Source organism: Gibbsiella greigii (assembly GCF_039540155.1).
GTDB lineage: Bacteria > Pseudomonadota > Gammaproteobacteria > Enterobacterales > Enterobacteriaceae > Gibbsiella > Gibbsiella quercinecans.
Map to the genome: position 1 here is coordinate 49085 of NZ_BAABEM010000045.1, position 26126 is coordinate 75210.

The following is a 26126-nucleotide window of genomic DNA, read 5'->3' on the forward strand; positions in this document are numbered from 1 at the left end:
TCACTAATGGCTACGTCGGTGAGGAAAATTTTCATGTCGATATTTCGCAGCAGTGGCAACAGTCCCTGGTTTGAAAAAGCGCAACGCTTCGGCAAGTCGTTTATGTTGCCGATCGCGGTGTTACCGGCGGCCGGGTTACTCCTCGGGATCGGCGGCGCGCTGTCGAACCCCAATACCGTCACCGCTTATCCCTTCCTCGATATCCCCTGGCTACAGGGCATTTTCTCGGTGATGAGCAGCGCCGGCGCCGTCGTCTTTGCCAACCTGGCGGTGCTGTTTGCGGTCGGCGTGGCGGTGGGGCTGGCGCGCAGCGATAAGGGCACCGCCGGCCTGGCCGCGCTGCTGGCCTTTCTGGTGATGAACGCCACCATCAATAGCTTGCTGACGCTGAGCGGCAAGCTGGCAGTCAGTAATCCCGGCGCGGTGGGGCAGGGCATGACGCTGGGGATCCAAACGCTGGAAACCGGCGTGTTTGGCGGCGTGGTGGTGGGCCTGGTGTGCGCCTGGCTGCATCAACGCTATAACAAGATCAACCTGCCGCAGTTTCTGGGTTTTTTCGGCGGCTCACGCTTTGTGCCGATCGTCTGTTCGCTGGCGGGGATTGCCCTGGGCGGCGTGATGGTGGTGGTGTGGCCGCATGTCCAGAAAGTCATCTTTGGGCTGGGCGGCCTGGTGGAGCAAACCGGTTATATCGGCACCTTCTTGTACGGCTTTATCCTGCGCATGCTGGGGCCATTGGGGCTGCACCACATTTTCTACCTGCCGTTCTGGACCACCGCCCTGGGCGGCAGCGAAATGATTAACGGCCAACTGGTGGAAGGCACGCAACGGATCTTCTTCGCGCAACTGGCCGATCCCGCCACCCGCCATTTCTATTCCGGCACCTCGCGCTTTATGTCGGGCCGCTTCATCACCATGATGTTTGGCCTGGTCGGCGCGTGCCTGGCGATGTATCACACCGCCAGGCCGGAGAACAAAAAACGCGTTGGCGGCCTGCTGCTGTCTGCGGCGCTTACCTCTTTCCTGACCGGCATCACCGAGCCGATCGAATTCGCCTTCTTGTTTGTCGCGCCGCTACTGTACGTATTGCACGCTTTCTTCGACGGCCTGGCGTTCATGCTGGCGCATATGCTCAACATCACCATCGGCCAGACGTTCTCGGGCGGTTTTATTGATTTTATTCTGTTCGGCGTCCTGCAGGGCGAAGCCAAAACGCATTGGCTCAGGGTTCCGTTGGTCGGGGTGCCTTGGTTCTTCCTTTACTATTTTTCGTTCCGTTTCCTGATCACCCGCTTCGATTTGAAAACGCCGGGGCGCGAGCAGGAAACGTTGGCCGCCGATGTGCCGGCTGCGGCGGCCGGTTCGCGCGCTGAACTGGCGATCGCCGCGTTGGGCGGCCAGCACAACATTGATGAACTGGACTGCTGCGCCACCCGGCTGCGCGTGACGGTGAAAGACGGCGCTTTGGTCGACGAAGCGCTACTGAAAAAGACCGGCGCGCGGGCCGTGGTCAGCCATGGCAAGGGTATTCAGGTGATCTATGGCCCGCAGGTTACCGTGATCAAAAATGAAATTGAGGAGAGATTGGCACTATGAGCCGGACGATGTTGGAAACCATCAAAAGGAAATTGGTTGTCTCTTGCCAGGCGTTAGCCGATGAACCCCTGCACAGTGATTTTATTATGAGCCGCATGGCGCTGGCGGCCCAGCAAGGCGGCGCCGCGGCGATCCGCGCCAATAGCGTGGCCGATATCAAAGCGATTATGGCGGCGGTGGCGCTGCCGGTCATCGGCATCATAAAACGCGATTACCCCGACAGCGCCGTCTTCATCACCGCCACGCTGCAAGAAGTGGAAGAGTTAATGGCCGCGGGGCCGGCGATGATCGCGCTGGACGCCACGGCACGCCCACGCCCGGGCGGCGTTTCGCTGCCGGAACTGGTCTGCGAAATCCGCCGCCGCTATCCGCAACTGCTGCTGATGGCGGATATCGCCACGCTGGAAGAAGCGCGCGCCGCCGACGCGCTGGGGTTTGACTGCATCGGCACGACGCTGCATGGCTATACCGCGGAAACGCAGGGCCGCAGCCTGCCGATGGATGATTTCGCGTTTCTTCAGCAGGTGCTGGCGGCGGTCGCCAGGCCGGTGATCGCCGAAGGGAATATCACCACGCCGGCGATGATGGCGCGCTGCCTGCAGTTGGGCGCCCATGCGGTGGTGGTCGGGGGCGCCATTACTCGCCCGCAGCAGATCACCGCGCGTTTTGTGGCCGCGCTGCCGGCATGAAGGGCGGGCATGGCGTGTTTACGCCATGCCAACAGCGCCGCCCATTTCTCTCCTGCCAACCGGGCTACTCCACGCCGATCTTGACCCGCTCAACGAGGAAATCCAGCAAAGCGCGCACCCGCAGCGGAAGGTAGCCCCCCTGGCCGACGAACACCGCGTGGATTTCTTCGATATCGCCGGGGTTGCACGCCTCAAGCACCGGTAGCAGCCGGCCGGCGGCGATGTCTTCGCGCACCTGAAACGCCGCCAGACGCGCCAGGCCCAGGCCGCAAAGCGCCAGGCGGTGCAGCGCTTCGCCGTCGCTGGCCTGCGCATTGCCGCCGATCGGCACGGTGATGTCCTCCCCCTGATAACGCAGTGGCCAGCCGGGTTGGGCGCGCACATAGTTGGCGCCCAGCAGGTTGTGATGCGCCAATTCATCCGGCGTGGTCGGCATGCCGTTGCGCGCCAGATAATCCGGCGCGCCGACGATCATCATGCGCGTCTGGCCGAGTTTGCGTGCCACCAGGCTGGAGTCTTTGAGCGGGCCGGCGCGCACGGCCACGTCGGTGCGCTGTTCCAGAATATCAATGACCTCATCGGTCAGTACGATATCTAACGCCACGTCGGGGTAGCGGGCGAGAAATTCCGGCGCCAGCGGCAACAGAAAATGGTGGCCGAACGGCACATTGGCATTCACCCGCAGCCGCCCGCGCGGCGTCGATTGGGCGCTGGCGCAACGTTCCGCTTCAGTCAGATCGGCCAGGATGCGCACGCCGCGCTCGTAAAAGGTGCAGCCTTCCGGCGTGAGCTGGAGCTGGCGGGTCGAGCGGTTCAACAGCCGGGTGCCCAACCGGCGTTCCAGGCGAGTGATCAGCTTGCTTACGGCGGAGGGCGTCATCCCACAGGCGCGCGCAGCGGCAGAAAACCCACCCTGTTCAATAACCTGCACAAAAACGTCCAGTTCACCGGAACGGTTGATTTCCAGCCGGGCCATCGCGGTCTCCTTGTGAATCCAGTTCATAAATGTTTTTCCTGAAGGCAGTCTAGTCCACTTTCGCCGTTAGGTTCACCCTTTAGCGACACATTGCCATTGAGATCACCATGATGAAAAACACCAAAACCCTATCGGCAGGCATGCTGTTAGCCAGTGTATTCAGCGCAGGAGGCGCGGCGGCATCCGCTTCCCATTGGGTGGCCAGTTGGAGCGCCAGCCCCCAGCCCGTTTGGGCTGCGGATTTTTTATTTCCGCGCAATGCGCCCGCGCAACTGCACGATCATACCGTGCGCCAGGTGGTGCGCGTCAGTTTGGGCGGGCCACGGATACGCATCGTCTTGTCCAACGCCTACGGCCGCCAGCCGCTTTTTTTGGGCCAGGCGACAGCCGCCCAGCCGGCACCCGACGGGGCTGTGCACGTTGAGAGCCTGCGTACCATTACCTTCGGCGGCCAGGCGGCGGCGGTGATCCCGCCCGGCTCCGTGCTGCTTAGCGATCCGATCGCGCTACCGGTGCCCGCCTTGGGGCAGGTGGCGGTGAGTCTGTACCTGCCGGCGGCTACCCCCATCAGCACCTTCCACTGGGATGGCCGCCAGACCGGCTGGATAGTGCCGGGCGAACGGGTGATGGCGCCGGCGCTGTCCGGCGGGGAAACCACGACGACGCGACTGCTGCTGGCCGGGGTGCAGGTCGAGGCGCCCGCAGCGGCGCGCGCGGTGGCGGTTATTGGCGATTCGATCACCGACGGCGCCGCCGCCAGCCTGGATAACAACGCGCGCTGGCCCGATTTCCTGGCCGCCCGCCTGGCGCCGCATGGCGTTGCCGTGCTCAACGCCGGTATTTCCGGCGGGCGTTTGTTATCCGACGGCATGGGCGTCAATGCGCTGGCGCGCTGGGAGCGTGATGTGCTGGCGCAGCCGGGCGTGCAAAGTGCCATTGTGATGCTGGGGATCAATGATATTGCCTGGCCGGGAACGGCATTCGCGCCGGCAAGCGCGCCCCCCACGCTGGCCGCGTTAACCGCGGGCTACCGCCAACTGATTGTGCAGGCGCACAGCCATGGCGTGCGCGTCATCGGCGCCACGCTGACGCCGTTCGAGGGCGCATTGCCCGGCACGCCGTTGGAGGATTACTACCAGCCAGCCAAGGACGCCCTGCGCCGGCAGGTGAATGACTGGATACGCCACAGCGGCGCGTTCGATGCGGTGATCGACGCCGATGCCATCCTGCGCGATGACGCGCACTGCGCCCGCTTGGCGGCCCGTTTCGATTCCGGCGATCGCCTACACCCGGGTGATGAGGGCAACCGCGCGCTGGCCGCGGCCGTCGATCTACAGGCTTTGTTACCGGATCTCAAACTGCCGGCCACCCCACAGGAGCACTAACCTATGCTTTTTACCCCTTATCGAATGGGCGATCTGACGTTGCCCAACCGTATCGTGATGCCGCCGATGACCCGTTCGCGCGCCGGCGCTGCTAACGTACCAACGGCCCTGATGGCCGACTATTACGCGCAGCGCGCCTCGGCCGGATTGATCGTCAGTGAAGGCACACAAATCAGCCAGCAGGGGCAAGGCTATGCCTGGACGCCCGGCATCCACAGCCCCGAACAGGTTGCTGGCTGGCGCGGCGTAACCACCGCGGTGCATGCCGCCGGCGGGCGCATCTTCGCACAGCTTTGGCACGTCGGCCGTGTTTCCCATACGTCATTGCAGCCCGAAGGGGTGGCGCCGGTGTCATCTTCGCCGCTGCGGGCCGAGGGCGTGAGCGTATTTATCGATCCCGACGGCAGAGGGCCGCTGGCCGGCATGGGTGAAAAGGTGCTGCATTCGGCGCCGCGTGCGCTGAAAACAACGGAAATCGCCGGCATCGTGCGTGATTATGCCGATGCCGCGCGTAATGCACTGGCGGCCGGCTTCGACGGCGTAGAGCTGCACGCCGCCAACGGCTACCTGATCAACCAGTTCATCGACTCCCAGGCCAATGCCCGGCGTGATGAATACGGCGGCAGCCTGGGCAACCGCCTGCGATTCCTGCGAGAAGTGGTTGAGGCGGTCGCTGCCGTCACCGGCCCGGAGCGGCTCGGTGTCCGGCTTGCGCCATTAACCACCCTGCAGGGCGCGGTGGACGATACGCCGCAGGCGACTTATCTGGCCGCCGCCCGTCTGCTTGGCGAACGTCATGTCGCCTACCTGCACATCGCCGAGGCGGATTGGGAGGATGCCCCCGAGATGCCGGCAGCGTTCAAAGAAGCGCTGCGGCTGATCTATGGCGGGACGCTGATTTATGCCGGTAAGTACACGCTGGCGCGCGCCGAGGCGGCGTTGCGACACGGCTGGGCCGATTTGATCGGCTTTGGACGGCCGTTTATCGCTAACCCGGATTTGCCCGCGCGCCTGCGCCTGGGGCTGCCGTTGAACCTGCCGGATGCCGATCGCTTTTTCGGCGGTGCGGCGGCAGGCTATACCGATTATCCGTTCGCCACGCAGGAGGGGCCGCATGCGTCGTAAAGATCATACCCACCCCGGCATCTATGCGCTGGCCATTGGGGCGTTTGCGATTGGTGTCGCGGAGTTCATCGTGGTCGGCGTACTGCCGGCCATCGCCGCAGAATTCAGCGTGCCGCTGGCCAGCGCGGGTGGGCTGGTGGGGCTATACGCCTTCGCATTGGCGATCGGCACGCCGCTGGTGGTGCTGGCGCTGGCGCGTTTGCCGCGTAAAACGGTGCTGCTGGGGTTGGTGGCGCTGTTTCTGGCAGGCAACCTGCTGTCGGCGTTGTCTGCCAGCTACCCGCTGCTGCTGGCCGGGCGTAGCATCACCGCGGTGGCGCACGGCAGTTTCTTTGCGATCGGCGCCACCATCGCCGCGCGCCTGGCGCCGGAAGGGCAGGCCAGCCGGGCGATTGCGGTGATGTTTGCCGGGTTGAATCTGGCGATGGTGGTTGGTGTGCCGCTGGGGAGTTTTATCGGCAACAGTTTTGGCTGGCGCTTGCCGTTTTTCGCCGTGGCGCTGTTGGCCGGGCTGCTGGTGGTCTTCGCGGCGTTGGCGTTATTGATGACCAGCAAGACGGCGATGGTGCCGCTGTTGTTTATCTGGGGCGTATTCGCCTTCGGCATGTCGCCGGGGTTCCAGACCGGGATGTTGGATACCGCCGAACGCTGGGCGCCGCGGGCGGTGGATTTTGCTTCGGCGCTGAATATCTCGGCCTTCAATCTGGGCATTACCCTTGGCCAGGCCTGCGGCAGCACCTTGGTGGCGCAGGGGCAGTTGGCCCACACCCCCTGGGCCGGGTTTGTGCTGGCGTTGTTGGCCCAGCTTTCCTTGCTGTGGCTGGCACGTCGGCATCGCTGCCATGCGGGTAGGGCCGGTTGCCGGTAATCGGGAAGGCGGGCGGCGCCACCTATTAACTTTTACGGCGTTGTAATCTGGGTGACATTTTTCCTCTCTAGGCTGGTGCTCATTGAAATGCACGCGCGTGCAAAAAGACGCATTAATGAGCAATGTTGAGGAGATACCCATGTTCCAACGCACCATCCTTGCCGCTACGCTGTTGGCCACCACGTTTGGCGCTCTGGCGAGCGAACTGGTTATTGCCGGCCGCGACAGCAGCTATGGCGAAGCGCTGCAGTACGTCGTGGACGCCTACCAAAAAGCCCACCCGGAAACCAAAATCACCCTGGTGAAGCGCCCGAATAAGGGCCTTTACGAGAACATCGCGCTGTCTATGCGTGAAAAAACCGGTAATTACGATGTCATTCAAATGGATGATGCCTGGGCGCCGGAGTTTTTCAGCAACCATTGGCTGGCGCCGTTGGCCAACGATGTGGCAGACAGCGATTTCATTACGGCGCCGTTTGATATTGGCCGTTATCCCGATGCCAACGGCGCGATCTACGCATTGCCGATGGTGGGCAACGTCGCCATGTTCGCCTGGAACCGCGCGGAGTTTGAAAAATACCACCTCTCACAGCCGAAAACCTGGCGTGATGTTCTCAACGCTGCGCAGGTGATTAATCAGCATTCAGAGATGAAGGGCGTGGTGTTCCGCGGCGTGAAGGGCAACCCGATCGTCACCGGGTTCCTGCCGATTCTGTGGGGCTATGGCGGCGACGTGGTGGATCAACATGGCAAAGCGACGCTGGATTCGCCGCAGGCGAAGCAGGCGCTGGAAACGTTCCTGACCATGAAACAGTACGCGGCGCGCGGCGTGGATGTTTATAACGCCGATGAAGTGCGCGATGCGTTGCAAAAAGGCCGCGCCGCCATGGCGATCGAAGTGTGGCCGGCCTGGGTGCCGAATTTGGATAACCCGGAAGTGTCGAAAGTCGTCGGCGAGATGGAAATCATGGCGCCGCCGGCGGAAATCGGTAAACCGTCGCCGATGCTGGGGCTTTGGCAATTGGCGATCCCAGCGGATGCGAAAAACAAAACCGATGCGGCGGCTTTCCTCACCTTCGCCACCAGCGCCGATATGCAGAAAACGCTGGCGTTGAGCTACGGCATGCCGCCAACGCGCGCCAGCGTCTATGCCGACAAAGACGTGGTGGCGAAATACCGCTGGTATCCGCAGCAGGCCGAAGCGTTGAAAATCGGCAAGGCGCGCCCGCGCATTCAGAACTGGGCCGAGGTTGAAAGCATCCTGGGCGATTACCTGCAAATGGCCATGATGGGCCAGATGAGCGCCGAACAGGCGCTGCAGCAGGCCCAGCGCAGTATTAGCCGCATCATCAAAATGTAATTGGCTCAACGGCGCGGTGCGTAAACGCCAGCGCCAATTCGGATTGATTTATGTTTTCTGAAAATCGTAAACAATGCTTGGTTCTGCTGTTGCCCGCCCTGGCGATTCTGGGATTATTAACGGCGTACCCTATCGTCAGCGTGATTTATCACGCTTTCGGCGAGGTCGATCGCGCAAACAACCACTATCAGTTTGTCGGGTTGGCTAACTTCCGCACCCTGTTCGATGACTTTTTCTTTGTCGCCGCGATTAAAAATACCCTGGTGTTTACCGTGGTGGCCTCGGTGGCGCAGGTGGTGCTCGGCCTTGGCATTGCGCTGCTGTTTCACCGCCGTTTTCCCGGGCGCCGCTTGGCCCTGCCGTTGTTTATCTACCCGATGATGATCTCGACCATGGTGTGCTCGGCAATTTGGCGCGCCTGGTTCAATTACGATTACGGCTTGCTGAACACGGTGTTGACCGCGCTGGGCCTGCCGGCGCAAGAATGGTTGTTTAACCCCCATCTGGCGCTGTACGCCATTGCGCTGGTGGATACCTGGCAATGGACGCCGATGGCGTTTCTGATCGTGCTGGCCGGCTTGCAATCCATCCCGAAAGACATCAGCGAAGCCGCGCTGGTTGATGGCGCCAAAGGCTGGCGCGCCTTTGTCTACATCACCCTGCCGCAGATTAAAAACCAGGTGATATTGGCGTTTTTGCTGCGTGCGATCGATACCTTCAAGCTGTTTGACAAGGTGTACGTGATGACCGGCGGCGGGCCGGGCAACGCCACTGAAACGCTGTCGATGTTTGTCTATAAATATGGCTTCCGCTTTTTTGATCTGGGGATGGCGAGCAGCTCGGCGCTGGTCATGCTGGCGATCTCGCTGGCGATGACGCTGTTTTATGCCCGCAAAGTGATGAAGGGGAGCACACGATGAAAGCGTATCTTCACCCGCTGTGGGTTTGGCTGATCGTCATGCTGTTTATCCTGCCGATCGTCTGGATGTTCGGCACGGCCTTCAAGCCGCCGGGCGAAATCCTCAACGCCGGCGCCAATTTGCTGCCGCGGCAGATCAGCTTCGCATCCTTCAAGGCGATCTGGCAGGGGGATTTGCCGATGCTGGTCGGCAATACGCTGTTTGTCTCGCTGGCTTCCACCGCCATATCGGTGATGGCTGGCGTGCTGGCGGCCTATGCGCTGGTGCGTTATCGCTTCCCGGCCCGCCTGGATATGCTGTTTTTACTGGCGGTGCTGGTAATCAAAATGATGCCGCCGATCGTGGTGGCAATCCCGCTCTATTCGTTGATGAACCAACTGGGGCTGCTGGATACCCGGCTCGGGTTGGTGCTGGTCTATCAGGTTTATACCCTGCCGTTTTGCATCTGGATGCTGCTGGGCTTCGTGCGTGATATCCCGGCTGAAATTGAAGAAGCCGCGGCGATGGATGGCGCGCGCCTGAGCAAACGCCTGGCGTTGATCGTGCTGCCGCTGTGCGCGCCGGGCCTGGTTGCCACTGCGATTTTCGCCATGATCCTCGGCTGGAATGAGTTTCTTTTCTCACTGCTGTTTCTGCATAGCCCGGATAAGCTCACCTTGCCGCTGTTTATTTCCAATTTTGTTACCGAAGACGGCACCGTCTGGGGCCAGTTGATGGCGACCGGCATTGTCTCATCCCTGCCGATGCTGGCGCTGGCCAGCTACATGCAGCGCTACCTGCTGCGCGGTTTTTCGATGGGGCTGAAATAGGACACCACCATGAAAAAGCTTGAACTTAAAAACATTCAAAAAGCCTATGGCCAGCAACGCGTTATTCCCCGTGTGGACCTGACCGTGGAAGAAGGGGAGTTCGTGGTGTTCGTTGGCCCTTCCGGCTGCGGTAAATCCACGCTGTTGCGGATGATCGCCGGCCTGGAGAGCGTCACCCAGGGCGAGATCCTGTTGAACGGCAAGGCGCTGAACGGCGTGCATCCGTCAGAGCGCGAAGTCGCGATGGTGTTTCAGTCCTATGCGCTTTATCCGCATATGTCGGTTGAGAAAAACATGGGGTTCCCGCTAAAAATGGCCGGCATGGCCAAAGCGGCGATCGCACAGAGCGTGCGGCAGACGGCAGAAAACTTACAGCTGACCCCGCTGTTAAACCGCCTGCCGGGCGAACTGTCGGGCGGCCAGCGGCAGCGGGTCGCTATCGGCCGGGCGATCGTCCGCCGCCCGCAGCTGTTTTTGTTTGATGAGCCGCTGTCGAACCTGGATGCCAAGCTGCGCAGCGAAATGCGTACCTATTTGAAACAGCTGCATCAGCAAATGAAGGCCACCATGATTTATGTTACGCATGATCAGGTCGAGGCCATGACGCTGGCCGATAAAATCGTGGTGCTCAATCAGGGGCGGATCGAGCAAATTGGCTCGCCCGAAGCGCTTTACCAGCAGCCGGCCAACCAGTTCGTCGCCGCCTTTATCGGCTCGCCGGTGATGAACTTTCTTGATGCCCGCCTGTTTAATACCCTGATTAACGGCGCGGCGATGGAAAACGTCGCCACCGTTGGCGTGCGGCCGAACCATGTGGTGATTGACGCCGCGCGCCCGGACTGTGAAATGACGATTAGCGTGGTGGAGCCGCTGGGCCATGCGCGCTTGTATTATGGCCAATTGCAAGGCCAGCCATTTATCGTCGAGAGCACGGCCGACTATCAAACCGGTGACCGTTTGCCGCTGCGGCTGGCGGATTCCCTGTTGCATTATTTCGACGCCGCGCAACGGCGCGTTGTGCCCGCAGAGGTGACGCATGCCGCGTGATTTTCAACTTGAGGTGATAGGTTGCGGCAATGCTTATGACGGGGAACATACCAACGCCAGCGTGCTGGTGACGGAGGGCGGCTATCAGTTGCTGATTGACTGTGGGCCAACCGTGCCGGCGGCGCTATTCGCCCAAGGGCGCGATCCGCATGGGATTGATGCCGTTTACCTTACACATGCCCACCCGGATCACTGCCTGGGCCTGACGGCGCTGCTGAACTGGATGGCGGCCAATGGCAGGCGGCGGCCGCTGGCGCTGATCGCCCAACGTGCGCAGTGGCGCGTGATCGCGCCGCTGATCGATTACGCGTTTTGGCCGCAGGCCACCGGCGGATTTCCGCTCGTGCAACAAGACAGCGAAACCGTAGCGGCGCTCGGCCCGTGGGCGTTGCAGACCTCGCTGACCCGCCACGCGGTGCCGAACCGCAGCCTGTACGTCACCACCGCCGGCGGGCACCAGCTGTTTTACTCCGGCGACGGATTATTGTCGCCGGCGGGCGAGCGGTTGGCGGCGCAAAGCGACTGGGTATTTTTAGAGTGTGAAGTGCTGGATCATCACCCCAGCCACGGCTCATGGCAGGCTATCGCCCCGTTGGCGCGCAAGCCGAGCAGCCAGTGGCGCTTGTACCATATCAGCCCACACTGCCGCGCTGAGCTACGCGCCCGTACCGCCGGCATCACCGGGCTGGCGTTGGCGCAAGAGGGGGAAACGCTGACCGTCGCGAGCATCGGCGCCCGCAGCGCCCGCGCATAAGGAACGGCCGCGTTTACGTTAAACAGGAGCAAGCTCATCGTTAATATGAATAAAAAAGTAACCGCCGCCGACGTCGCCGCTTATGTCGGCGTGTCGCGCTCGGCGGTGTCGCGCGCATTTACCGACGGCGCCAGCATCCAGCCAAAGAAACGCGCCAGCATCCTGGCCGCGGCGAAAGCGCTGGGTTACCAACCCAATTTTTTTGCCCGCACGCTGAGTACGCCGGCGCAGCGCAAACGCTCGAATCTGGTGGCGATACTGATTAGCGATTTTTCCAACCCCTATCAGTCGTATCTGTTTGAAGCGCTGTCGGCGGCATTGCAACGCCACGGCAAGCAGCCGATGTTGCTGAGCGTTAACCAGCATGAGGATCTTGATGACGCCATCCTGCGCTTATCGGGTTACCAGGTTGACGCGGTGGTTGCGGTTGTCGGATCGTTGCCGGCGGAACGTTTCGGCCAGTGCCTGAAACTTTCATTGCCGCTGGTGACGCTGGGGCGCACCGATGCCCGCGGTTTAATTCCGGCGGTGCAGACCGATAACGTGCAGGCCGGCCGGCTGGCAGCCGCACACCTGCTCTCGCAGGGGCTGACGCGGCTGGGGTTTGTCGCCGGGCGCGGCGATGGGCAGGCCTCCAACGAACGTTATCTGGGTTTTTGCCAGCAGATCCAAGATCAAGGGGCGCCGCCGCCGCAGCGGCTGGAAGCAGGGCGATATGACTACGCGGCGGGCTTTGCGCTGGCCATGCATGCGCGGGCCTCGCTGCGCGCGATGGAAGGCGTGTTTTGCGCTTGCGATACCTTGGCGATGGGGCTGATGGATTGCTGCCGCCAGCAGGGGGGGCCTTCTGTTCCCGGCCAACTGAAGGTGATCGGTTGTGATGATGTACCGCAGGCCGCTTGGCAAGGCTACCAATTGACCACGGTCGCCCAGCCGGTTGCGCAGATTGCCGAACGGGTGATCCAACTGCTGCACATGATGGGGGAGAGCGAAGAGGCCATCCCGGCACTCACGAGCCTGGCGCCGGCACTTCGGGTACGCGGCAGCGCGTAGGCCGGTTCAGCCTAACCGCACCGTTTTGCGCCATACCGGCGGCGCCTGGAACAGGCGCTTGCCCGGCAGGCGCGGCGCTGATGCAGGCTGCAACAGTTCCATGATGGCGTTCGCCATCTCCGCCAGCGGCTGGGCGAAGGTGGTGAGCTGATAGCCGCCCCAGCTCGCCTGTTCGATGTCGTCGAAACCGATAACGCAAAGATCCTCGGGAATACGCAACCCCCATTCATGACGGGCCACGTCGATAACGCCGCAGGCGAGCAAATCGGTCACACAAAAAATACCGTCCGGCCGGTTCTGCCCCGCCAGCAGTTGCCGCGCGGCGGCAGCGCCGCTGGCATAGTCGGCCGGCCCCGGGCGCGCTACCTGGCACTGGGCGCCGGCGGCTTCGAGAAACTTGCTTTCCCGTATCACCATGCTGGGCGAACGGGCGGAAGACGAGACCAGGGCGATGCGCTGGCAGCCGGCCTGGCGCAGCATATGGTGAGCATCGGCCATGGTCGAGGTGTAATCGATGTCGATATTGTCGGCGCCGGCGAATTGCCCCATGCGGTTAATCAGTATCACCTGCTGGCCGCTTTGCAGGCAGGTTTCCACCAGCGAGGTTTGTGGCCTGCCCGACAGCACGATGGTGGCGGCGGCGCGGTAATTCAGGGTTTGCCGCAGCGCGGCGTCGGCGCTTTCTTCCCCGCCGTCGGTATTGATCACCATCACGGCGCGCTGCGCCTGATGCAGGCGCCGGGTGATCTGATCCAGCAGGCTGGCCTGGTAGGGCGCGCTCAGGTTGCCGCCAAGGAGACAAACCGGGCGGCTGGCCGGTTTGGACAGGCCGCGCGCCAGATGGTTGACGTGGTAGTTAAGCGTTTCGGCGGCGGCCAACACTTTGCGCCGGGTTTCTGCTGAAACGCTGCTGCCGGGGGTAAAGGTGCGCGACACCGCCGAGCGGGAAACCCCTGCCAGGCGCGCCACTTCGGCGGCGCTGGCCATGTTTTTCACGTTCATGCCGTGGCCTCCTGGCGGTGTTTATTGCCCAATGCCCAACCCCGCCGCGTTTAACGCCTGTTCCATCTCAATGGCGCGCTGCGCCAGGGCCACCATTTCCGGCTTCGGCGTTTCGTACCATTCGTCTGGGTGCAGGCGGCGTTTATCGCGGATATGGGCGATAGCGGCGTCCAGCGTTGGATAATGCGCCGGGCACTCCAGGTGCATAAACAGGGCCACCAGCGCCACCGACCGGCTGCGGCCGCCGCGGCAGTTGACCAATACATTGCCTCGCTCGCGGTTGCGGTAAGACGGCTTGGCGGGGATTTGCTGCAGCAGGGCGGAGCGCATCAGGTGATAGCCCGCGTGCAGCATGGTCGGCGGGTTGCCCTCGCCGTCGATGAGCCCCAGTTTGTAATAGCGAATGGCCCCGGCGCCGTGGTTGAGCAAGTGCGCGCCGATGTTCGCTTCCGGCGTGGAAACCCAGTCGATATCCAGGTTAACGGCGCAGTTGATCACCGTCTTGATGCCGTACTGTTCCAGCAGCGCCAGATCGGTCACGCCGCTGGAACCGCCGATATAAATATCCATTCCCCAGCCGGGAAAATCGGATGCGATCAGGCTGATGGCTGGGCGATCGTAATGTGTGGCGGCGGCCGGTTCTTCCGCGGGGGGCCACGCCGCCGTGGCGACCGGAATGCCGGTCGCGCGCGCCAGCGCATTGACCACGGCCGGCGCGGCCGCTAACACCGGCAGCCCGTTAAAGATGTCTGCCGCGTGGGTGGGGATGTGCCCGGTGCGGCCACCGGCTTCACGCACCAGCAGTAGCCCGGCCAGGCAATCCCAGGCGTTCATGTGCAGTTCGGCGTAACCGTCGGTGCGGCCTTCCGCCACCCAGGCCAGCGCCAGCGCGCCCGATGCTCCGCGCCGCACGTTCGCGCCCTGGCCCAGCAGCGCGGCCAGCACGTCCAGATAACGCCGCTGCGGCACGCGGGTTGACCAGCCGAGTTCAAACGTGGCGTTGCGCACGTCATCGGTGGCGGCGCACTGCAGTGGCCGGCCGTTTTTCTCGGCGTAGTGGCCACGCCGCGCCAGGTACAGCTCCTGGCTGGCGGGGTTGTAAATGGCGCCCAGCTCGGTGACGCCCTCGGCGACGAAGGCGATGGCGACGCAAAAGTGCTCGATGCCGCGCGCGAAGTTCGCGGTGCCGTCGATGGGATCGATCACCCACAGGCGGGTGGCATCGCAGGCCGTGCTGCCGGTTTCCTCGCCCAGCAGGGTGTCTTCGGGAAACGCCGCGGCAATGGCCTGGCGGATCTGCTGTTCTACCAGGGTATCGGCTTCGGTCAGGAAGTCCTGGTGGCCTTTCAGTGAAAACGCCCCCGGCCGGCGGGAACGGAAATGGCCGAGCGCCGTCTCGCCGGCGGCGAGGATAATGCGTTTTAACGCAGCTTCACGCTGCGCCAGGTTAATCTGTGTCAAAGGGCTCTCCCCATCTGAAAATATCGGGCGCGCGGCGGCGCGGTTATTTTTGGTAGTTCAGGTTCCAGAGATCTTGCCAGTCCTGGCGGCTCTGCCAGTCCGTCTTGGCGCTGGTGGTCTGGTAGGCCATCAACTCCGCGCGGTATTTTTCGATGCCCGAAGCCTCGTTCGCCGGCAGTTTTACCGCCGGGTTGGTGGACATTTTGCCGTCCACGCCCTGCGGCGCGATGCCTTCGGCGGTCATCAGGTAATGGACAAACAGCCTGGCGGCGTTCGGGCTGTGGCTACCACTCGCCACCACGCCCAGGCTGGGGTAGTTCCAGCCGATAAACGGCTTCATTCCGTTGCACAGGCCCAGCTTCATCCCCTGTTTGTTATCGCGGAATTTCGCGGTGGAAACCAGCCCGACAAAATCGCCTTTGCCATCCGGCGCGCCAATCGCTTCGGCCGCGTCGTTGTCGGAATGCGTCAGCAGCGGGCTGTTGGCGGCCAGCGCTTTAACGAACGCCGCCGTCGCCGTGCTTTCGTCGGTTTCCAGCGGTTTGCCGTACGCCTGTTGATAGGCGGCGCGCACCTCTTGATCATAGTGGGTGGCCATCTGGCTGAACCAATCCGTGTAGGCCGGTTTGCTGGTGGGATCCTGCATGGCGACTTTGCCGCGCCACTGCGGCTCGGTCAGTTGCCAGATATTGGTGATGGGGCAACGGCCATGATGCGCGGTGTTGTAGGCAAACACGTTCGGCGCCAGCACCACCGTCAACGGCGCCTGATACTGCACCGGCACGGCGGCCTTCATATCATCCGGTACCCAGCTTTGCACATAGCCTTTGTTTAACAACTGCGCCATGCCGGCTGGGGCGTCTTCGATGATCGCCACATCGGCTTTCACGTTGTGCGCCTGCGCTTCACGGCTGATGATCTCGATGATCTGCGGCGCGTCGGCCTTAATGCCTACCGCGTTAACGCCATATTGCTGACTAAAGCTTTTCGCCTGCTCGACGATCTTGCCGGTGGAGGCATAAACGGTGATTGGCGCTTCTGTTTTGGCGTTGGCAATCAGGGTGGAGAGATCCAGCGGTTCGGCCGCGTTGACGCCGGCGGCGCCGGCGACACAGACGGCGAGTATCGCCAGACGCATTATCAATTTGCGGTTCATCACATTTCCTTGGGTTGCGGTTAAGCGAAACGGCTATCGTGGTGGTTAGCGCCCATACGGCTCCTGGCGTTGCCCCTGCTGGTTGAAGAAGTGCAGGGCGGCAGCGGGCAACTGGCAGTGCACCTGTTGGTTGGCCTGCCAGCGCGGGCGCAGTTGCGTTGAGTGAAACAGGCGATCGCCGTCTTTCACCAGCTCGATCACCCAACTGCCGCCGGTGGGCATGATGTTGTCGATCGTCATCGGAATGCTGTCGCTGTGCGGCTGCTCGCACAGCGCGATCTCCTCTGGACGAATGCCGCAGGTATGCGCGGTTTCCCGCAGGGCAAAGCGCTGCTGCAGGTGGGCGGCCAATGCGCTGGCCGGCTGATTGAGCGGGATCATGTTCAGCTTCGGCGTGCCGATAAACTCGGCGACAAAACGGTTGGCAGGCCTGGCGTAAATCTCATCCGGCGTGCCCACCTGCTGGACATGCCCGGCGCTCATCACGGCGATGGTGGTGGCCAGCGTCATCGCTTCCCACTGGTCGTGGCTGACGAACACAATGGTGGTGCCGAAGGCGGCGTGCAGGCGGCGCAACTCCGCGCGCATTTCCAGGCGCAGGGTGGCGTCCAGGTTGGACAGCGGTTCGTCGAGCAGCAGGACGCCGGGGTTGACCGCCAGCATGCGCGCCAGTGCGACGCGCTGTTGCTGGCCGCCCGAAAGCTGTGCCGGATAGCGGCCGGCATACTCGGCGATGCGCAGCTTTTCCATCACGTCCCGGCTGCGGGCGATACGTTCCTGCTTCGGCACTTTTTGCAGCCGCAGGCCAAAATCGACGTTCTGCTCCACTGTCATGTGCGGCCACAGGGCGTAGCTCTGGAACACCAGCCCGACGCGGCGCCGCTCCGGCGGTACGAAGGTTCCCTGGGCCACGGAATCCATCACCGCATCGCCGATGGCGATCTCGCCGCCGCTGGCGTGTTCAATACCGGCGATCATGCGCAGGATGGTGGTTTTTCCGCAGCCGGAGGGGCCAAGCAGGCACATGAATTCGCCGTCTTTAACGGTCAGGTTGATGGCGTTGACCGCCGGCTGTTTGGCGCCGTGGTAAGTTTTGCTCAGGTTGGTCAGGGTAATGGCGGGCATGTCAGTTCTCCAAACCTTCAGCCAACCCGGTACCGGAGATTTTTTGAATCAGTACCGTGCCGGCCCATGAAATCAGCGCAATCATCAACACCACGGCGTTGGCCGCCTGCTGGTAGTTGTAGTCAATCAAGCGCAGTGAATAGGTGGTCAGGACGTCGGTGGCGGGGATCGCCAGGATGATGAACAGGCTGACGCCCTTAATACCGGAAATAAACGGCAGCAGAATGCCGGTGGTCAGCGGCGCGGCCTGGATGGGGATCACAATCCGCCCGATGCGGGTGAACCAGCCGGCGCCGGCCACGCGCGCTGCTTCCTCCGGTTCTTTGCCCAACTGGGTCATTGCGGCGATGCCGGAACGGCTGGCATAGGGCATTTTCTCGGCGATCAGCGCAATCACCAGGATCAGCGGGGTACCGTACAGGGCGGGCACCGGGCCGCGCGCCACGGCAAACAGCGACAGGAACGCGGCGGCGAAGGCAATGCCGGGCACCAGGTAGGGCAGGAAGGTGATCTGGCGTAAAAACCCGCCCACCCAGCGCACCGTGCTGCGTATCACCGCGTAGCCGACCAACAGGCCGAGGACGCCGGAGGCCAGCGATGCCGAGCCGACAATCACCACGGTGTTCCATACCGCGTGCCAGAAATCCGGCGTAATCAGAATGCCGTTATGCAGGGCCACCGTATCCAGATGATGGCCAATCCAGAAATCGAAGGTGAAGTTGTCGGCGCTGAATCGCCCCGGCAGTTTCATGATGGTGGAAAAGAACAGCGTGAGCAACGGTATGGCCACGCCTAGCAGCACAAACAGCAGTGCGGCCGCCCCGGCGGCCAGGCGCCAGCGGCCTAGATGGCGGCGGCGATCCAGCCCGCCCTTACCGCTGACGGTAACGAAGCGTTTGGCTTCGCGCAGCATGCGCATATCCAGCAGCAGTGTGATCATGCCCATCAGCATAATCACCGCGGCGATCACCGCGGCAACGCCGGTCTGGCGTGAACCCAACGCGCGGTACAAACCGGTGGATAGCGTATCGAAGTGCACCGGCAAGCCGAGAATGTACGGAATGGCGAACTCGCCGATGCAATCGGCGAAGATCAGCAGCGCGGCCGACAGCAGCGCCGGGCGCACCAGCGGCACAATAATCCGTAGGGCGATAACCTGGCGTGAGGCGCCAAGCACCCGGGCGCAATCTTCCAACTGGCTATCCATGCGTTTCAGGGCGTTGCCGACGATCAGGATCACCAGCGGCGCGTAGTGCAGCACCATGATCGCCACGATCGGGAAATAGCCATAGGCCAGCCAGTTCGGCGTGTGGAAGCCGAGGGTTTCCAGCCAGCCGGGTTGGCCGCCGACGGTGTGGTTTTTAAACAGCGTGGTCCAGGCCAGCGCGAAGGTCCAGGAGGGCAGCATAAACGGCACAATCAGCGCAGTGGCGAACCATTTGCGCCCGGCCATATCGGTGCGGTTGACCAGCCAGGCGAGGCTGACGCCGACCACCAGCGCGCCCAACACGCTGCTGATCGCCACCGCCAGCGTATTGAGCAACGGCGTCCACAGCAGCAGGCTGGACATGCGCGAAGCCAGGGTGCGCAGCAGGTAATATTGGGTAAAGGCGCCTTCGGCTGCCTGCACGCGCTCGCTGTCGCCGCTTTGCACGACGATGGCGTCAAGCAGAATCGACAGCACCGGCGCCAGGATGATCCAGGCAAACAGCAATATCAACAGCATGCCAATCAGGTTCGCCGGCTCGTGGCGGGCGATGGTGAAAGCGTGCCGGAATTTGCACCACCATGAAGGCGGTGCCGGGTTAACGGCTTCGGGCGTCACGGGGGATTCCCTTTTCTGTTTTTAGACAGGAAAGGACTATATCGGCGCTTTATGACGGCCCGGTGACCGTTTTGCACCTATGTGCAATTTTTTTTGATGTGCCTGCGCAGGGCGTTAACAAAGGGGAGAGGCGGTTGCCGGCGGATGACGCACTGGCCGATGTGTTGCCCCCACGGCGGCCGGCCGCGGGAGCAACGCCCGTTTTTTTAGCTGCCGGCCGGGCCGAATACCGGGTAGTCGGGCAGCCTGGCCTGCTGATAAGGTTCCCAGCCGCCGCCCAGCGCTTTATATAACGCCACCAGATCCAGGCTGCTTTGCATGTGCGCCTGGCTGGCCTGCTGCCTGGCCTGCGCCAACTGGCGCTGGGTATCCAGCGCGTCGATAAACGAAGACAGCCCCTGGCGGTAGCCGTCGCTGGCCAGTTCAAACGCGTTTTGCAATGCGTCGACGGTGTGATCAAGCTCCTGCGCCTGTTGCTGATCGGCGCGGTAGCTCACCAGCGCGTTTTCCACATCCTGCAGCGCGGTCAGCACCGTCTGGCGGTAGCCCAGCGCGGCGCTGGCCTGCTCGGCGCGTGCCAGTTTAACGCCGGCCACCAGCCGGCCGCCCTGAAATATCGGCAACGAAATCGAAGGACCGTAGCTGTAGAAATGGCTGCTCCAGTTATCCAGATAGCTGGCGTCGGTATTGCGTACGCCGAACTGGCCGGTCAGCGACAGATCCGGGAACAGCTGCGCGATGGAAACGCCGATGTTGGCGGTGGCGGCGTGCAGCTGCGCCTCCGCTTCGCGCACGTCCGGCCGGCGCCTGGCCAGCGTGGACGGCACGCCGACCGGCACCGCCTTCGGCAAGGCGGGCAGCGGCTTATTCGCCGCCAGTTCGCCATCCAGAGCGCCCGGTGGCTGGCCGATAAGCACCGCCAGACCGTTCATCGCCTGATGGATCTGCGCCTGGTATTGCGGCATCTGCGCGCGCAGCGAGCCAAGCTGGGCACGGGCGTTTTCCACGTTCATTTGCGGCGCTAGGCCATTGCGCTGTTGGCTTTGCGTCAGTTCCAGCGTCTGCTGTGCGATCTCAATCTGGCTGGCGAGCGTCTGGCTGGTGGCCTGCGCCCCGCGCAGCTGTAAATAGGTTCTGGCGACTTCTGCCTCCAGTGACACCAGCGCGTCGTTGTGGTTTTCGATGGCTTGCTGCTGCTGGGCACCGGCCATTTCCACCTGGCGGCGCACCTTGCCCCAGAGATCCAGTTCCCAGGAGGCATCGAAACTGCCCTGATACAGCCCTACCGGCTGGGCCAGGCTATCCAGCGCCGAGCTCAGGCTGGGATCGACCTCATCCACCTTGCTGTATGCGCCATGGGATTCCAGGATCCCCTTCAGCCCCATCTGCTGGCGCTGTGCCGACGCTTTGCTTTCCACCGCCGGATACCAGGCGCCGCGCGCCTGGTTCAACTGCTGGCGCGAACCGGCAATGCGCAGCACGGCCTGTTGCAAGGTCAGATTGCCGGCGATCGCCCGCTCCACCAGGCTGTCGAGCTGCGGATCGTGAAAGGATTTCCACCAGTTGGCGTCGATCGCCGTGGCCTGCGGTTTTGACGCGCCGCCGGAAGCCAGCGTATTAAACGCGCCCGGCGTATTGGGCGTGGGCGCCTGGTAGTCAGGCCCGACCGAACAGGCACAAAGCGCCAGCAGAGCCGTTGCCAGCAAGCCGGTTCGTGAGGCGGAAAATGAGGGGTAAACCATCATGTCAGTGTGCTCCCGCACTGCCTTTGCTCTTGATGGGCGCAAGCAGTAAACAAAAAGGAATAAGTAGCAGGGCGATAACGCTCAGGCCGGTAAAAACGTCAATGTAGGCGAGGATGCGCGCTTGTTCGATCATGGTTTTATACAACTGGCCGGTGGCGAGAGAAATGGGATCGCCCGTCTGGGTGGTGAAATCCCTGATCGCCTGCGCCCAGTGTTCCACCGTCAGGTTAAAAGGCTCATTCAGGGGTGACATGTTGTGCACCATATTGGCGCTGTGGGCCTGTTGGCGTTCGGTGATCATCGCCGTGGAGAGTGAAATGCCGATCGAGCCCGCCACATTGCGGCACATGGTGAACAGGGCGGAGGCATCGGCATTCAGCCGCTGCGGTATGGTGACGAACGCAATGGTGGTCAGCGGCACAAACAGGAAGCCCAGCCCGATGGTTTGGGCGCTGCGCATCAATACCAGCGTGGTGAAGTCGACGTTCGGCGCCAGCGTGGCGGAATAGACGAACGAGGCCGACAGGCAGAAGAAGCCGAAGGCGATCAGCCAGCGGGTTTGTATCACCGGCATCAGCCGCAGCACCAGCGGGATCGACAGCACGATCAGCACGCCGCCCGGCGAGAGGATCAGCCCGGACCAGGTGGCTGTATAGCCCAGATCCTGCTGCGCCAGCTGTGGGATCACCACCGCGCTGGCGTAAAGGATCATCGCCATGCCGGCCATCAGCACGCAGGAGGCCGCAAAGTTGCGGTCTTTCAGGCAGTAGAGATCAACCACCGGCTTTTTGGCGTACAGCAGCCAGTAGACGGCGCCGACCAGGCCGATGATCGTCAGGATGGCGAAGGTGATAATGAAGTTTGACTGGAACCAGTCTTCATCTTCGCCGCGATCGAGCATCACCTGCAGGCAGCCTAGCCCCAAGGTGATCAGGCCGATGCCGATGTAATCGATGCTGAGCTTGCCCTTCGCTGTCTTGCGCTCCCACGGCGGATCTTCCAGCAGCTGATAGATCGCCAGCGCGCTGAAGATGCCGACGGGAATATTGATGAAGAACACCCAGCGCCAGCTGTAGTTATCGGTGATCCAACCGCCGAGCGTCGGCCCGATCACCGGGGCGACGATCACCGCGATGGCGGAAAGGCCGAACGCCTTGCCGCGATCCTCCACCTTAAAATAATCCAGCAGCACCGATTGCTGAACCGGCTGTAGCCCGCCGCCGAAAAAGCCCTGCATGATCCGAAACAGAATAATCTGCCATAGCTCGGTGGCGATGCCGCACAGGAACGAGCAGAGCGTGAACATCACGATGCAGATCAGGAAAAATTGCTTGCGGCCGAATACCCGGCTCAGGAATGCGGAAATCGGCAGCACAATGCCGTTGGCCACCAGATACGAGGTCAGCACCCAGGTCGATTCATCATAGCTAGATGACAGCGAGCCGGCGACGTGCGGCAGCGCCACGTTAACGATGGTGGTGTCCAGGATCTCCATAAACACCGCCAACGTGACGGTAATGGCCACCAGCCAGGGGTTGCTGGCCGGCTGCCAGCTCTGGCTTTGGCTCATTTCACCGTCACCCTGGGTTCAACCGACAGGCCCAGCGGCAAGGGTTTGTCGGCGTCCAGCCCTTTATCGATGACGATTTTCACCGGCACGCGCTGGACGATTTTCACAAAGTTGCCGGTGGCGTTTTCCGCCGGGAAGGCGGAGAAGCGCGAGCCGGAACCCATCTGAACGCTGTCGACATGCCCGTGCAGTGTGATATCCGGCCAGGCGTCGACGGTGATGTCCACCGGGTTGCCCGGGCGGATGCGCGCCAACTGGGTCTCTTTGAAGTTGGCGCTGATCCACACCTCGGGGGAAACCAGCGAGAACAATGAGCTGCCTGCCTGCACCAGGCTGCCGAGCTGCACGTTACGCCGAGTGATAAAGCCATCGTAAGGGGCGCGCACTTCGGTGTAGGCCAGGTTCAGATTGGCGGTGTTGAGCTGGGCCTGTGCCTGCTGAACCTGCTGCTGGCGCGCCTCAACGGTGGTTTCCTGCTGGCGGATTTGCAGCGCGATCTGCGAGGCGATTTCCACCTGCGCTTTGGCGCTTGCCAGCTCGGCCCGTGCGCTTCTCAACTGGGCGCTGGCCGCATCGATATTGCGTTGCGAGGTGGCGCGTGGATCTACGCCCCGTTGCCGTTTGTCGTCTTCCTGCGCGTTGAGCAGGTTGGCCTGCGCCTTGGCCAGTTGGGCCAGCGCCTGATCTTTCTGCGCCGGGTATTGCACTTTGGCGAGATCCAGCGCCGCCTGCGCCTGATGCAACTGTGCGACGGCTAGCCCCAGTTGGGCCTGGGCCTGATCGCGCTGAGCGGTGTTGTCGCGTGGATCGATAACCAACAGCAGCTGGCCGCGTTTCACCCGTTGGTTGTCTTTCACCAACAGTTGGGTGACAAAGCCCGATGTTTTCGGCGCGATGGTGACCGCGTCGGCATCTGTATAGGCATCGTCGGTGGTTTCAATATTGCGTGTAGCCAGCCAGTACCACAGGGCGACGATCAGCATCACCACCATCACGATCGCTAAAACAATCAGCGGCTTTTTACCGGGGCGCCGGCGTTCGGGTTGTTCGCTATCTTGATCTTGTTGCGGGTTGTTTTCTTGATGACGCGGGTCATCCGCTGACGGTGAAATCGATTGATTAGCCATAGTTCTCATCTGTGTAAGATGGGCTCAAGCCGAAGCCCTGGAATTAACGCTGTGATGTTGGGACAGATAAAGGATCCGGCAGTACCGGATTGTGCTGAGTGTGGATTGAATTCCAGATGCCGCTTGCTCCGCTGATACACCGTGCCGTGGTTGTTACCCGGTGCAGCGCAGTGGCCTTGCGCGCTTATAATTTTTTCGTCTCTGTTTGACCATAAGATGAACGTGCCAGGCAATCAAGGCGCCACCAGGTAAATAACGGGTAAGAACGTGAAACGACGCATGGCCGAGTGTGGTTAATGCGGGTGATTTTATCGTTTTGATATTAATTGTTTTTTTTCTTTTCCTATGGCGGCTACCATGCCGATATACGGATGATGGGCAGGAAAACGTGACACGATCTGTAACGATATTTTTGCCGATTGGGCAGGCGTTATTCATCCCTTGCCGGCGTTTTTTATCCGGCCGTGTCTTGTCATCGGCGTGTTTGCAAAGCCCGATCGTGTTAGGGGTAGGCTTTGGCGTGGGTTGGGTTATCCTCGCTAATGATGTTGCCCAGATAAGCAATAAAACGGTACATCGCTATAATCTGATTGCTCGCCCTGAGGATAAAATCTGGTGAAAAACATTACTGATGCAGATGTAAGAGATTTTGTTAAGGGAGAATTGCCCTTAGCCACAACCCTATTTAAAAAAAATCGATATTGAGGATTCAGCTCCACTGCAAGCACTCCATGAGGCGGATGATATTGCGGAAATGACCGAAAAGTTTTTCGAACGCTTTAACGTGCAACCGGCAGGCTTTTTCCTGGGAAACTATTACCCATGGAAGAGCAAACCTTTATTCTCGCGTAAGCAACCCAATGAGGATAAAAAACCGTTAACAATCATTATGTATATTGAATCCGCCAAGGCTGGCCGCTGGCTCTACGATTAATCATGCGTAAATAGGGGGTTGTGTGTGCCTTGCCACTTGGCGTCTTTGGGATATACATTCGGTGGAAAACACTCCCGCGCCAGCGGGCTGACAGGGGAACGGTGATGGCGAATATCAGCAGCGATTTCAGAAAATTACATGAGGCACCCGGCGCATTCATCATTCCCAACCCGTGGGATATCGGGACGGCCAGAATTCTGGCCGCAATGGGGTTCAAGGCGTTGGCGACAACCAGCGCCGGTATGTCTTTTTCCAAGGGATTGCGCGAGGGCAGCGTAGATCGAGTCACCACGTTGGCGCACTGCCGTGCGCTGGTTGAGGCGACGCCGTTGCCGGTATCGGCCGATCTGGAAAACGGCTTTGGCGACAGCCCGGAGATCGTGGCGGAAACCATTCGCGCCGCAGGCGAGATTGGCCTTGCCGGCGGCTCGATCGAAGATTACAGCGGCCGTCGCGAACGGCCGATTTATGATTTTCAACTGGCGGTTGAACGCATCCAGGCCGCAGCGGAAGCGCGCGATAAACTGGCACAGGATTTTGTGCTGACGGCCCGCTGCGAGAACTACCTGTGGGGCAAGCCGGATCTCGACGATACCATCGGGCGGCTGCAGGCTTTTGAACAAGCCGGCGCGGATGTGCTTTATGCGCCCGGCCTACGGGATTTAGACACCATTCGCACTCTGTGCGGCGCCTTGTCAAAACCGGTTAACGTCATTGCCGGCATCCCGGGCGCCACCTTCAGCATGGCGCAATTGGAACAGGCGGGCGTGAAGCGTATCAGCGCCGGTTCATCGTTATCCCGGCTGGCGCTGGGCGCGTTTATCCGAGCTGCCGAAGCGATGGGCGAGGCGGGCGACTTTTCCGCCCTGGAAGGCGCGATGGGCTTTAGCGACATTGAACGCTATTTCCCACCGCAGCGGTGACGGTAACGCCGGTCTATCGGGTTATACTCGTCATACTTCAAGTTGCAGGTGTGTTCAATCTATAGCCACCGGGTAACCTAACCACCGGTTTCGACATGGGTTAATCTCAAAGACGATGTATTAGGTGAGTGGAGCACGGGGGTTGAAGCCATTGAAGGCGCCGAACGGCGGAACGGCGCATAGGCGAAACCGCCTGATATGGCGCAGGCGCGGGTCGTTAGGGGACGCGCCCACGGCCCCTAACTCGGGCGCGGGCTACGGTGCCGCAAAAAGCCACGATATTATAGCGACCGAAACCCTCTCCGGCCTCAACAAAGAACGTTGACGAAACCGTACTCTGTAACCCGCTGTGTAAGTGGAATTGCCTTAATCGTATCGAGTTCCTTTGCGGCAATTATGCACGGCAATTGTCAGGGCCGAAGGCCCGGCCCTGACACCCCGGCCTGCGCTTAACATGGCCTGCCCGCTGCGCGGGTGCCCTCGCGGCGTCCCCGTCGCCGGGCGGGTCGGCTACGACAAACCTCCCTGCTTGTCTCGCCTCAATGGCCGTATATGGACGCTCCGATAATGCCAATGTTTTTTTCTGAAAACGTGAACAGGTATTGCAGCCATATATCCGGTTTCTTTCGGGGTCTTGCTGTGACCCGAACCATGATGAAATCCGCCAGGTGAGCGC

At 61.5% G+C, this 26126-nt stretch carries 22 protein-coding genes and 1 pseudogene; 14 read left to right on the forward strand and 9 right to left on the reverse strand.

The features are described 5' to 3' along the window. Window positions 1–33: 33 nt before the first annotated feature. Window positions 34–1596, forward strand: a complete 1563-nt coding sequence (locus AC559G_RS19335) for a PTS sugar transporter subunit IIBC (protein ID WP_498914011.1) — start codon at window positions 34–36, stop codon at window positions 1594–1596. Beyond that, window positions 1593–2285 carry an N-acetylmannosamine-6-phosphate 2-epimerase gene (locus AC559G_RS19340; protein WP_498914012.1) on the forward strand — a complete coding sequence of 231 codons (693 nt, stop codon included), beginning with the start codon at window positions 1593–1595 and terminating at the stop codon, window positions 2283–2285. The genes AC559G_RS19335 and AC559G_RS19340 overlap by 4 nt, the downstream gene beginning before the upstream one ends. Window positions 2286–2349: 64 nt before the next feature. Here the strand turns inward: AC559G_RS19340 and AC559G_RS19345 are convergent, their stop codons facing one another. Continuing rightward, window positions 2350–3288 (reverse strand): LysR family transcriptional regulator, encoded by a 939-nt coding sequence (locus AC559G_RS19345; protein WP_498914014.1) that lies wholly within the window; start codon window positions 3286–3288, stop codon window positions 2350–2352. A gap of 80 nt (window positions 3289–3368) precedes the next feature. Here AC559G_RS19345 and AC559G_RS19350 point away from each other — a divergent pair, with 80 nt between their 5' ends. The 9 genes from AC559G_RS19350 (at window position 3369) to AC559G_RS19390 (ending at window position 12582) form a co-directional block, all read left to right on the forward strand. Then, the gene (locus AC559G_RS19350; protein WP_498914016.1) at window positions 3369–4646 is read left to right on the forward strand and encodes an SGNH/GDSL hydrolase family protein; all 1278 of its coding nucleotides are present in this window, start codon (window positions 3369–3371) and stop codon (window positions 4644–4646) included. Between the two features lie 3 nt (window positions 4647–4649). Then, entirely contained in the window at window positions 4650–5771 is a 1122-nt protein-coding gene (locus AC559G_RS19355; protein WP_498914018.1) for an alkene reductase, read from the forward strand. Further along, window positions 5761–6639 carry an MFS transporter gene (locus AC559G_RS19360; RefSeq protein ID WP_498914020.1) on the forward strand — a complete coding sequence of 293 codons (879 nt, stop codon included), beginning with the start codon at window positions 5761–5763 and terminating at the stop codon, window positions 6637–6639. Before AC559G_RS19355 ends, AC559G_RS19360 begins: the two co-directional genes overlap by 11 nt. Before the next feature lie 139 nt (window positions 6640–6778). Continuing rightward, window positions 6779–7999 (forward strand): ABC transporter substrate-binding protein, encoded by a 1221-nt coding sequence (locus AC559G_RS19365; protein WP_498914022.1) that lies wholly within the window; start codon window positions 6779–6781, stop codon window positions 7997–7999. Between the two features lie 50 nt (window positions 8000–8049). Further along, on the forward strand, window positions 8050–8919 hold the full coding sequence (locus AC559G_RS19370) for a carbohydrate ABC transporter permease (RefSeq protein ID WP_416260694.1): 870 nt from the start codon (window positions 8050–8052) through the stop codon (window positions 8917–8919). Further along, complete coding sequence (locus tag AC559G_RS19375) at window positions 8916–9728, forward strand: carbohydrate ABC transporter permease (protein WP_498914025.1); 813 nt, start codon at window positions 8916–8918, stop codon at window positions 9726–9728. Before AC559G_RS19370 ends, AC559G_RS19375 begins: the two co-directional genes overlap by 4 nt. A 9-nt stretch (window positions 9729–9737) precedes the next feature. Beyond that, window positions 9738–10775 carry an ABC transporter ATP-binding protein gene (locus AC559G_RS19380; protein ID WP_498914026.1) on the forward strand — a complete coding sequence of 346 codons (1038 nt, stop codon included), beginning with the start codon at window positions 9738–9740 and terminating at the stop codon, window positions 10773–10775. After that, entirely contained in the window at window positions 10765–11529 is a 765-nt protein-coding gene (locus AC559G_RS19385) for an MBL fold metallo-hydrolase (protein ID WP_498914028.1), read from the forward strand. Before AC559G_RS19380 ends, AC559G_RS19385 begins: the two co-directional genes overlap by 11 nt. 45 nt (window positions 11530–11574) lie before the next feature. Beyond that, on the forward strand, window positions 11575–12582 hold the full coding sequence (locus tag AC559G_RS19390; RefSeq protein WP_498914030.1) for a LacI family DNA-binding transcriptional regulator: 1008 nt from the start codon (window positions 11575–11577) through the stop codon (window positions 12580–12582). A gap of 6 nt (window positions 12583–12588) precedes the next feature. Here AC559G_RS19390 and AC559G_RS19395 read toward each other — a convergent pair whose 3' ends face one another. The 8 genes from AC559G_RS19395 to AC559G_RS19430 form a co-directional block, all read right to left on the reverse strand. Beyond that, window positions 12589–13584, reverse strand: coding sequence for a LacI family DNA-binding transcriptional regulator (locus tag AC559G_RS19395; RefSeq protein WP_498914032.1), 996 nt, complete (start codon window positions 13582–13584; stop codon window positions 12589–12591). Between the two features lie 21 nt (window positions 13585–13605). Then, a complete protein-coding gene (locus tag AC559G_RS19400; RefSeq protein WP_498914033.1) occupies window positions 13606–15045 on the reverse strand; it encodes an inositol monophosphatase family protein in 1440 nt (479 codons plus the stop codon). 43 nt (window positions 15046–15088) lie between these two features. Beyond that, the gene (locus AC559G_RS19405; RefSeq protein WP_498914035.1) at window positions 15089–16201 is read right to left on the reverse strand and encodes an ABC transporter substrate-binding protein; all 1113 of its coding nucleotides are present in this window, start codon (window positions 16199–16201) and stop codon (window positions 15089–15091) included. A 45-nt stretch (window positions 16202–16246) separates the two neighbouring features. Continuing rightward, window positions 16247–17326, reverse strand: a complete 1080-nt coding sequence (locus AC559G_RS19410; protein WP_498914037.1) for an ABC transporter ATP-binding protein — start codon at window positions 17324–17326, stop codon at window positions 16247–16249. A 1-nt stretch (window position 17327) separates the two neighbouring features. After that, window positions 17328–19151, reverse strand: a complete 1824-nt coding sequence (locus AC559G_RS19415; RefSeq protein ID WP_498914039.1) for an ABC transporter permease — start codon at window positions 19149–19151, stop codon at window positions 17328–17330. 206 nt (window positions 19152–19357) lie between these two features. After that, window positions 19358–20896, reverse strand: a complete 1539-nt coding sequence (locus AC559G_RS19420; RefSeq protein WP_498914041.1) for an outer membrane factor lipoprotein domain-containing protein — start codon at window positions 20894–20896, stop codon at window positions 19358–19360. A 1-nt stretch (window position 20897) separates the two neighbouring features. After that, window positions 20898–22466 (reverse strand): efflux MFS transporter permease, encoded by a 1569-nt coding sequence (locus AC559G_RS19425; protein ID WP_498914043.1) that lies wholly within the window; start codon window positions 22464–22466, stop codon window positions 20898–20900. Further along, entirely contained in the window at window positions 22463–23602 is a 1140-nt protein-coding gene (locus tag AC559G_RS19430; protein ID WP_498914045.1) for an HlyD family secretion protein, read from the reverse strand. The genes AC559G_RS19425 and AC559G_RS19430 overlap by 4 nt, the downstream gene beginning before the upstream one ends. Before the next feature lie 511 nt (window positions 23603–24113). Between AC559G_RS19430 and AC559G_RS19435 the strand changes: the two are divergent. The 3 genes and pseudogenes from AC559G_RS19435 to AC559G_RS19445 form a co-directional block, all read left to right on the forward strand. Then, window positions 24114–24212: pseudogene (locus tag AC559G_RS19435) on the forward strand (STM2901 family protein); the annotation flags it as partial. A 135-nt stretch (window positions 24213–24347) separates the two neighbouring features. Beyond that, a complete protein-coding gene (locus AC559G_RS19440; RefSeq protein ID WP_498914046.1) occupies window positions 24348–24527 on the forward strand; it encodes a DUF1493 family protein in 180 nt (59 codons plus the stop codon). Window positions 24528–24631: 104 nt separating this feature from the next. Then, the gene (locus AC559G_RS19445; RefSeq protein WP_498914047.1) at window positions 24632–25450 is read left to right on the forward strand and encodes an isocitrate lyase/PEP mutase family protein; all 819 of its coding nucleotides are present in this window, start codon (window positions 24632–24634) and stop codon (window positions 25448–25450) included. Window positions 25451–26126 lie beyond the last annotated feature (676 nt).

Bases quoted from the DNA above. Each gene is read 5' to 3' on its own strand.
- AC559G_RS19335 (WP_498914011.1), top strand. From the start codon at position 34: ATGTCGATATTTCGCAGCAGTGGCAACAGTCCCTGGTTTGAAAAAGCG.
- AC559G_RS19340 (WP_498914012.1), top strand. From the start codon at position 1,593: ATGAGCCGGACGATGTTGGAAACCATCAAAAGGAAATTGGTTGTCTCT.
- AC559G_RS19345 (WP_498914014.1), bottom strand. From the start codon at position 3,288: ATGAACTGGATTCACAAGGAGACCGCGATGGCCCGGCTGGAAATCAAC.
- AC559G_RS19350 (WP_498914016.1), top strand. From the start codon at position 3,369: ATGATGAAAAACACCAAAACCCTATCGGCAGGCATGCTGTTAGCCAGT.
- AC559G_RS19355 (WP_498914018.1), top strand. From the start codon at position 4,650: ATGCTTTTTACCCCTTATCGAATGGGCGATCTGACGTTGCCCAACCGT.
- AC559G_RS19360 (WP_498914020.1), top strand. From the start codon at position 5,761: ATGCGTCGTAAAGATCATACCCACCCCGGCATCTATGCGCTGGCCATT.
- AC559G_RS19365 (WP_498914022.1), top strand. From the start codon at position 6,779: ATGTTCCAACGCACCATCCTTGCCGCTACGCTGTTGGCCACCACGTTT.
- AC559G_RS19370 (WP_416260694.1), top strand. From the start codon at position 8,050: ATGTTTTCTGAAAATCGTAAACAATGCTTGGTTCTGCTGTTGCCCGCC.
- AC559G_RS19375 (WP_498914025.1), top strand. From the start codon at position 8,916: ATGAAAGCGTATCTTCACCCGCTGTGGGTTTGGCTGATCGTCATGCTG.
- AC559G_RS19380 (WP_498914026.1), top strand. From the start codon at position 9,738: ATGAAAAAGCTTGAACTTAAAAACATTCAAAAAGCCTATGGCCAGCAA.
- AC559G_RS19385 (WP_498914028.1), top strand. From the start codon at position 10,765: ATGCCGCGTGATTTTCAACTTGAGGTGATAGGTTGCGGCAATGCTTAT.
- AC559G_RS19390 (WP_498914030.1), top strand. From the start codon at position 11,575: ATGAATAAAAAAGTAACCGCCGCCGACGTCGCCGCTTATGTCGGCGTG.
- AC559G_RS19395 (WP_498914032.1), bottom strand. From the start codon at position 13,584: ATGAACGTGAAAAACATGGCCAGCGCCGCCGAAGTGGCGCGCCTGGCA.
- AC559G_RS19405 (WP_498914035.1), bottom strand. From the start codon at position 16,201: ATGAACCGCAAATTGATAATGCGTCTGGCGATACTCGCCGTCTGTGTC.
- AC559G_RS19410 (WP_498914037.1), bottom strand. From the start codon at position 17,326: ATGCCCGCCATTACCCTGACCAACCTGAGCAAAACTTACCACGGCGCC.
- AC559G_RS19420 (WP_498914041.1), bottom strand. From the start codon at position 20,896: ATGATGGTTTACCCCTCATTTTCCGCCTCACGAACCGGCTTGCTGGCA.
- AC559G_RS19425 (WP_498914043.1), bottom strand. From the start codon at position 22,466: ATGAGCCAAAGCCAGAGCTGGCAGCCGGCCAGCAACCCCTGGCTGGTG.
- AC559G_RS19430 (WP_498914045.1), bottom strand. From the start codon at position 23,602: ATGAGAACTATGGCTAATCAATCGATTTCACCGTCAGCGGATGACCCG.
- AC559G_RS19440 (WP_498914046.1), top strand. From the start codon at position 24,348: ATGACCGAAAAGTTTTTCGAACGCTTTAACGTGCAACCGGCAGGCTTT.
- AC559G_RS19445 (WP_498914047.1), top strand. From the start codon at position 24,632: ATGGCGAATATCAGCAGCGATTTCAGAAAATTACATGAGGCACCCGGC.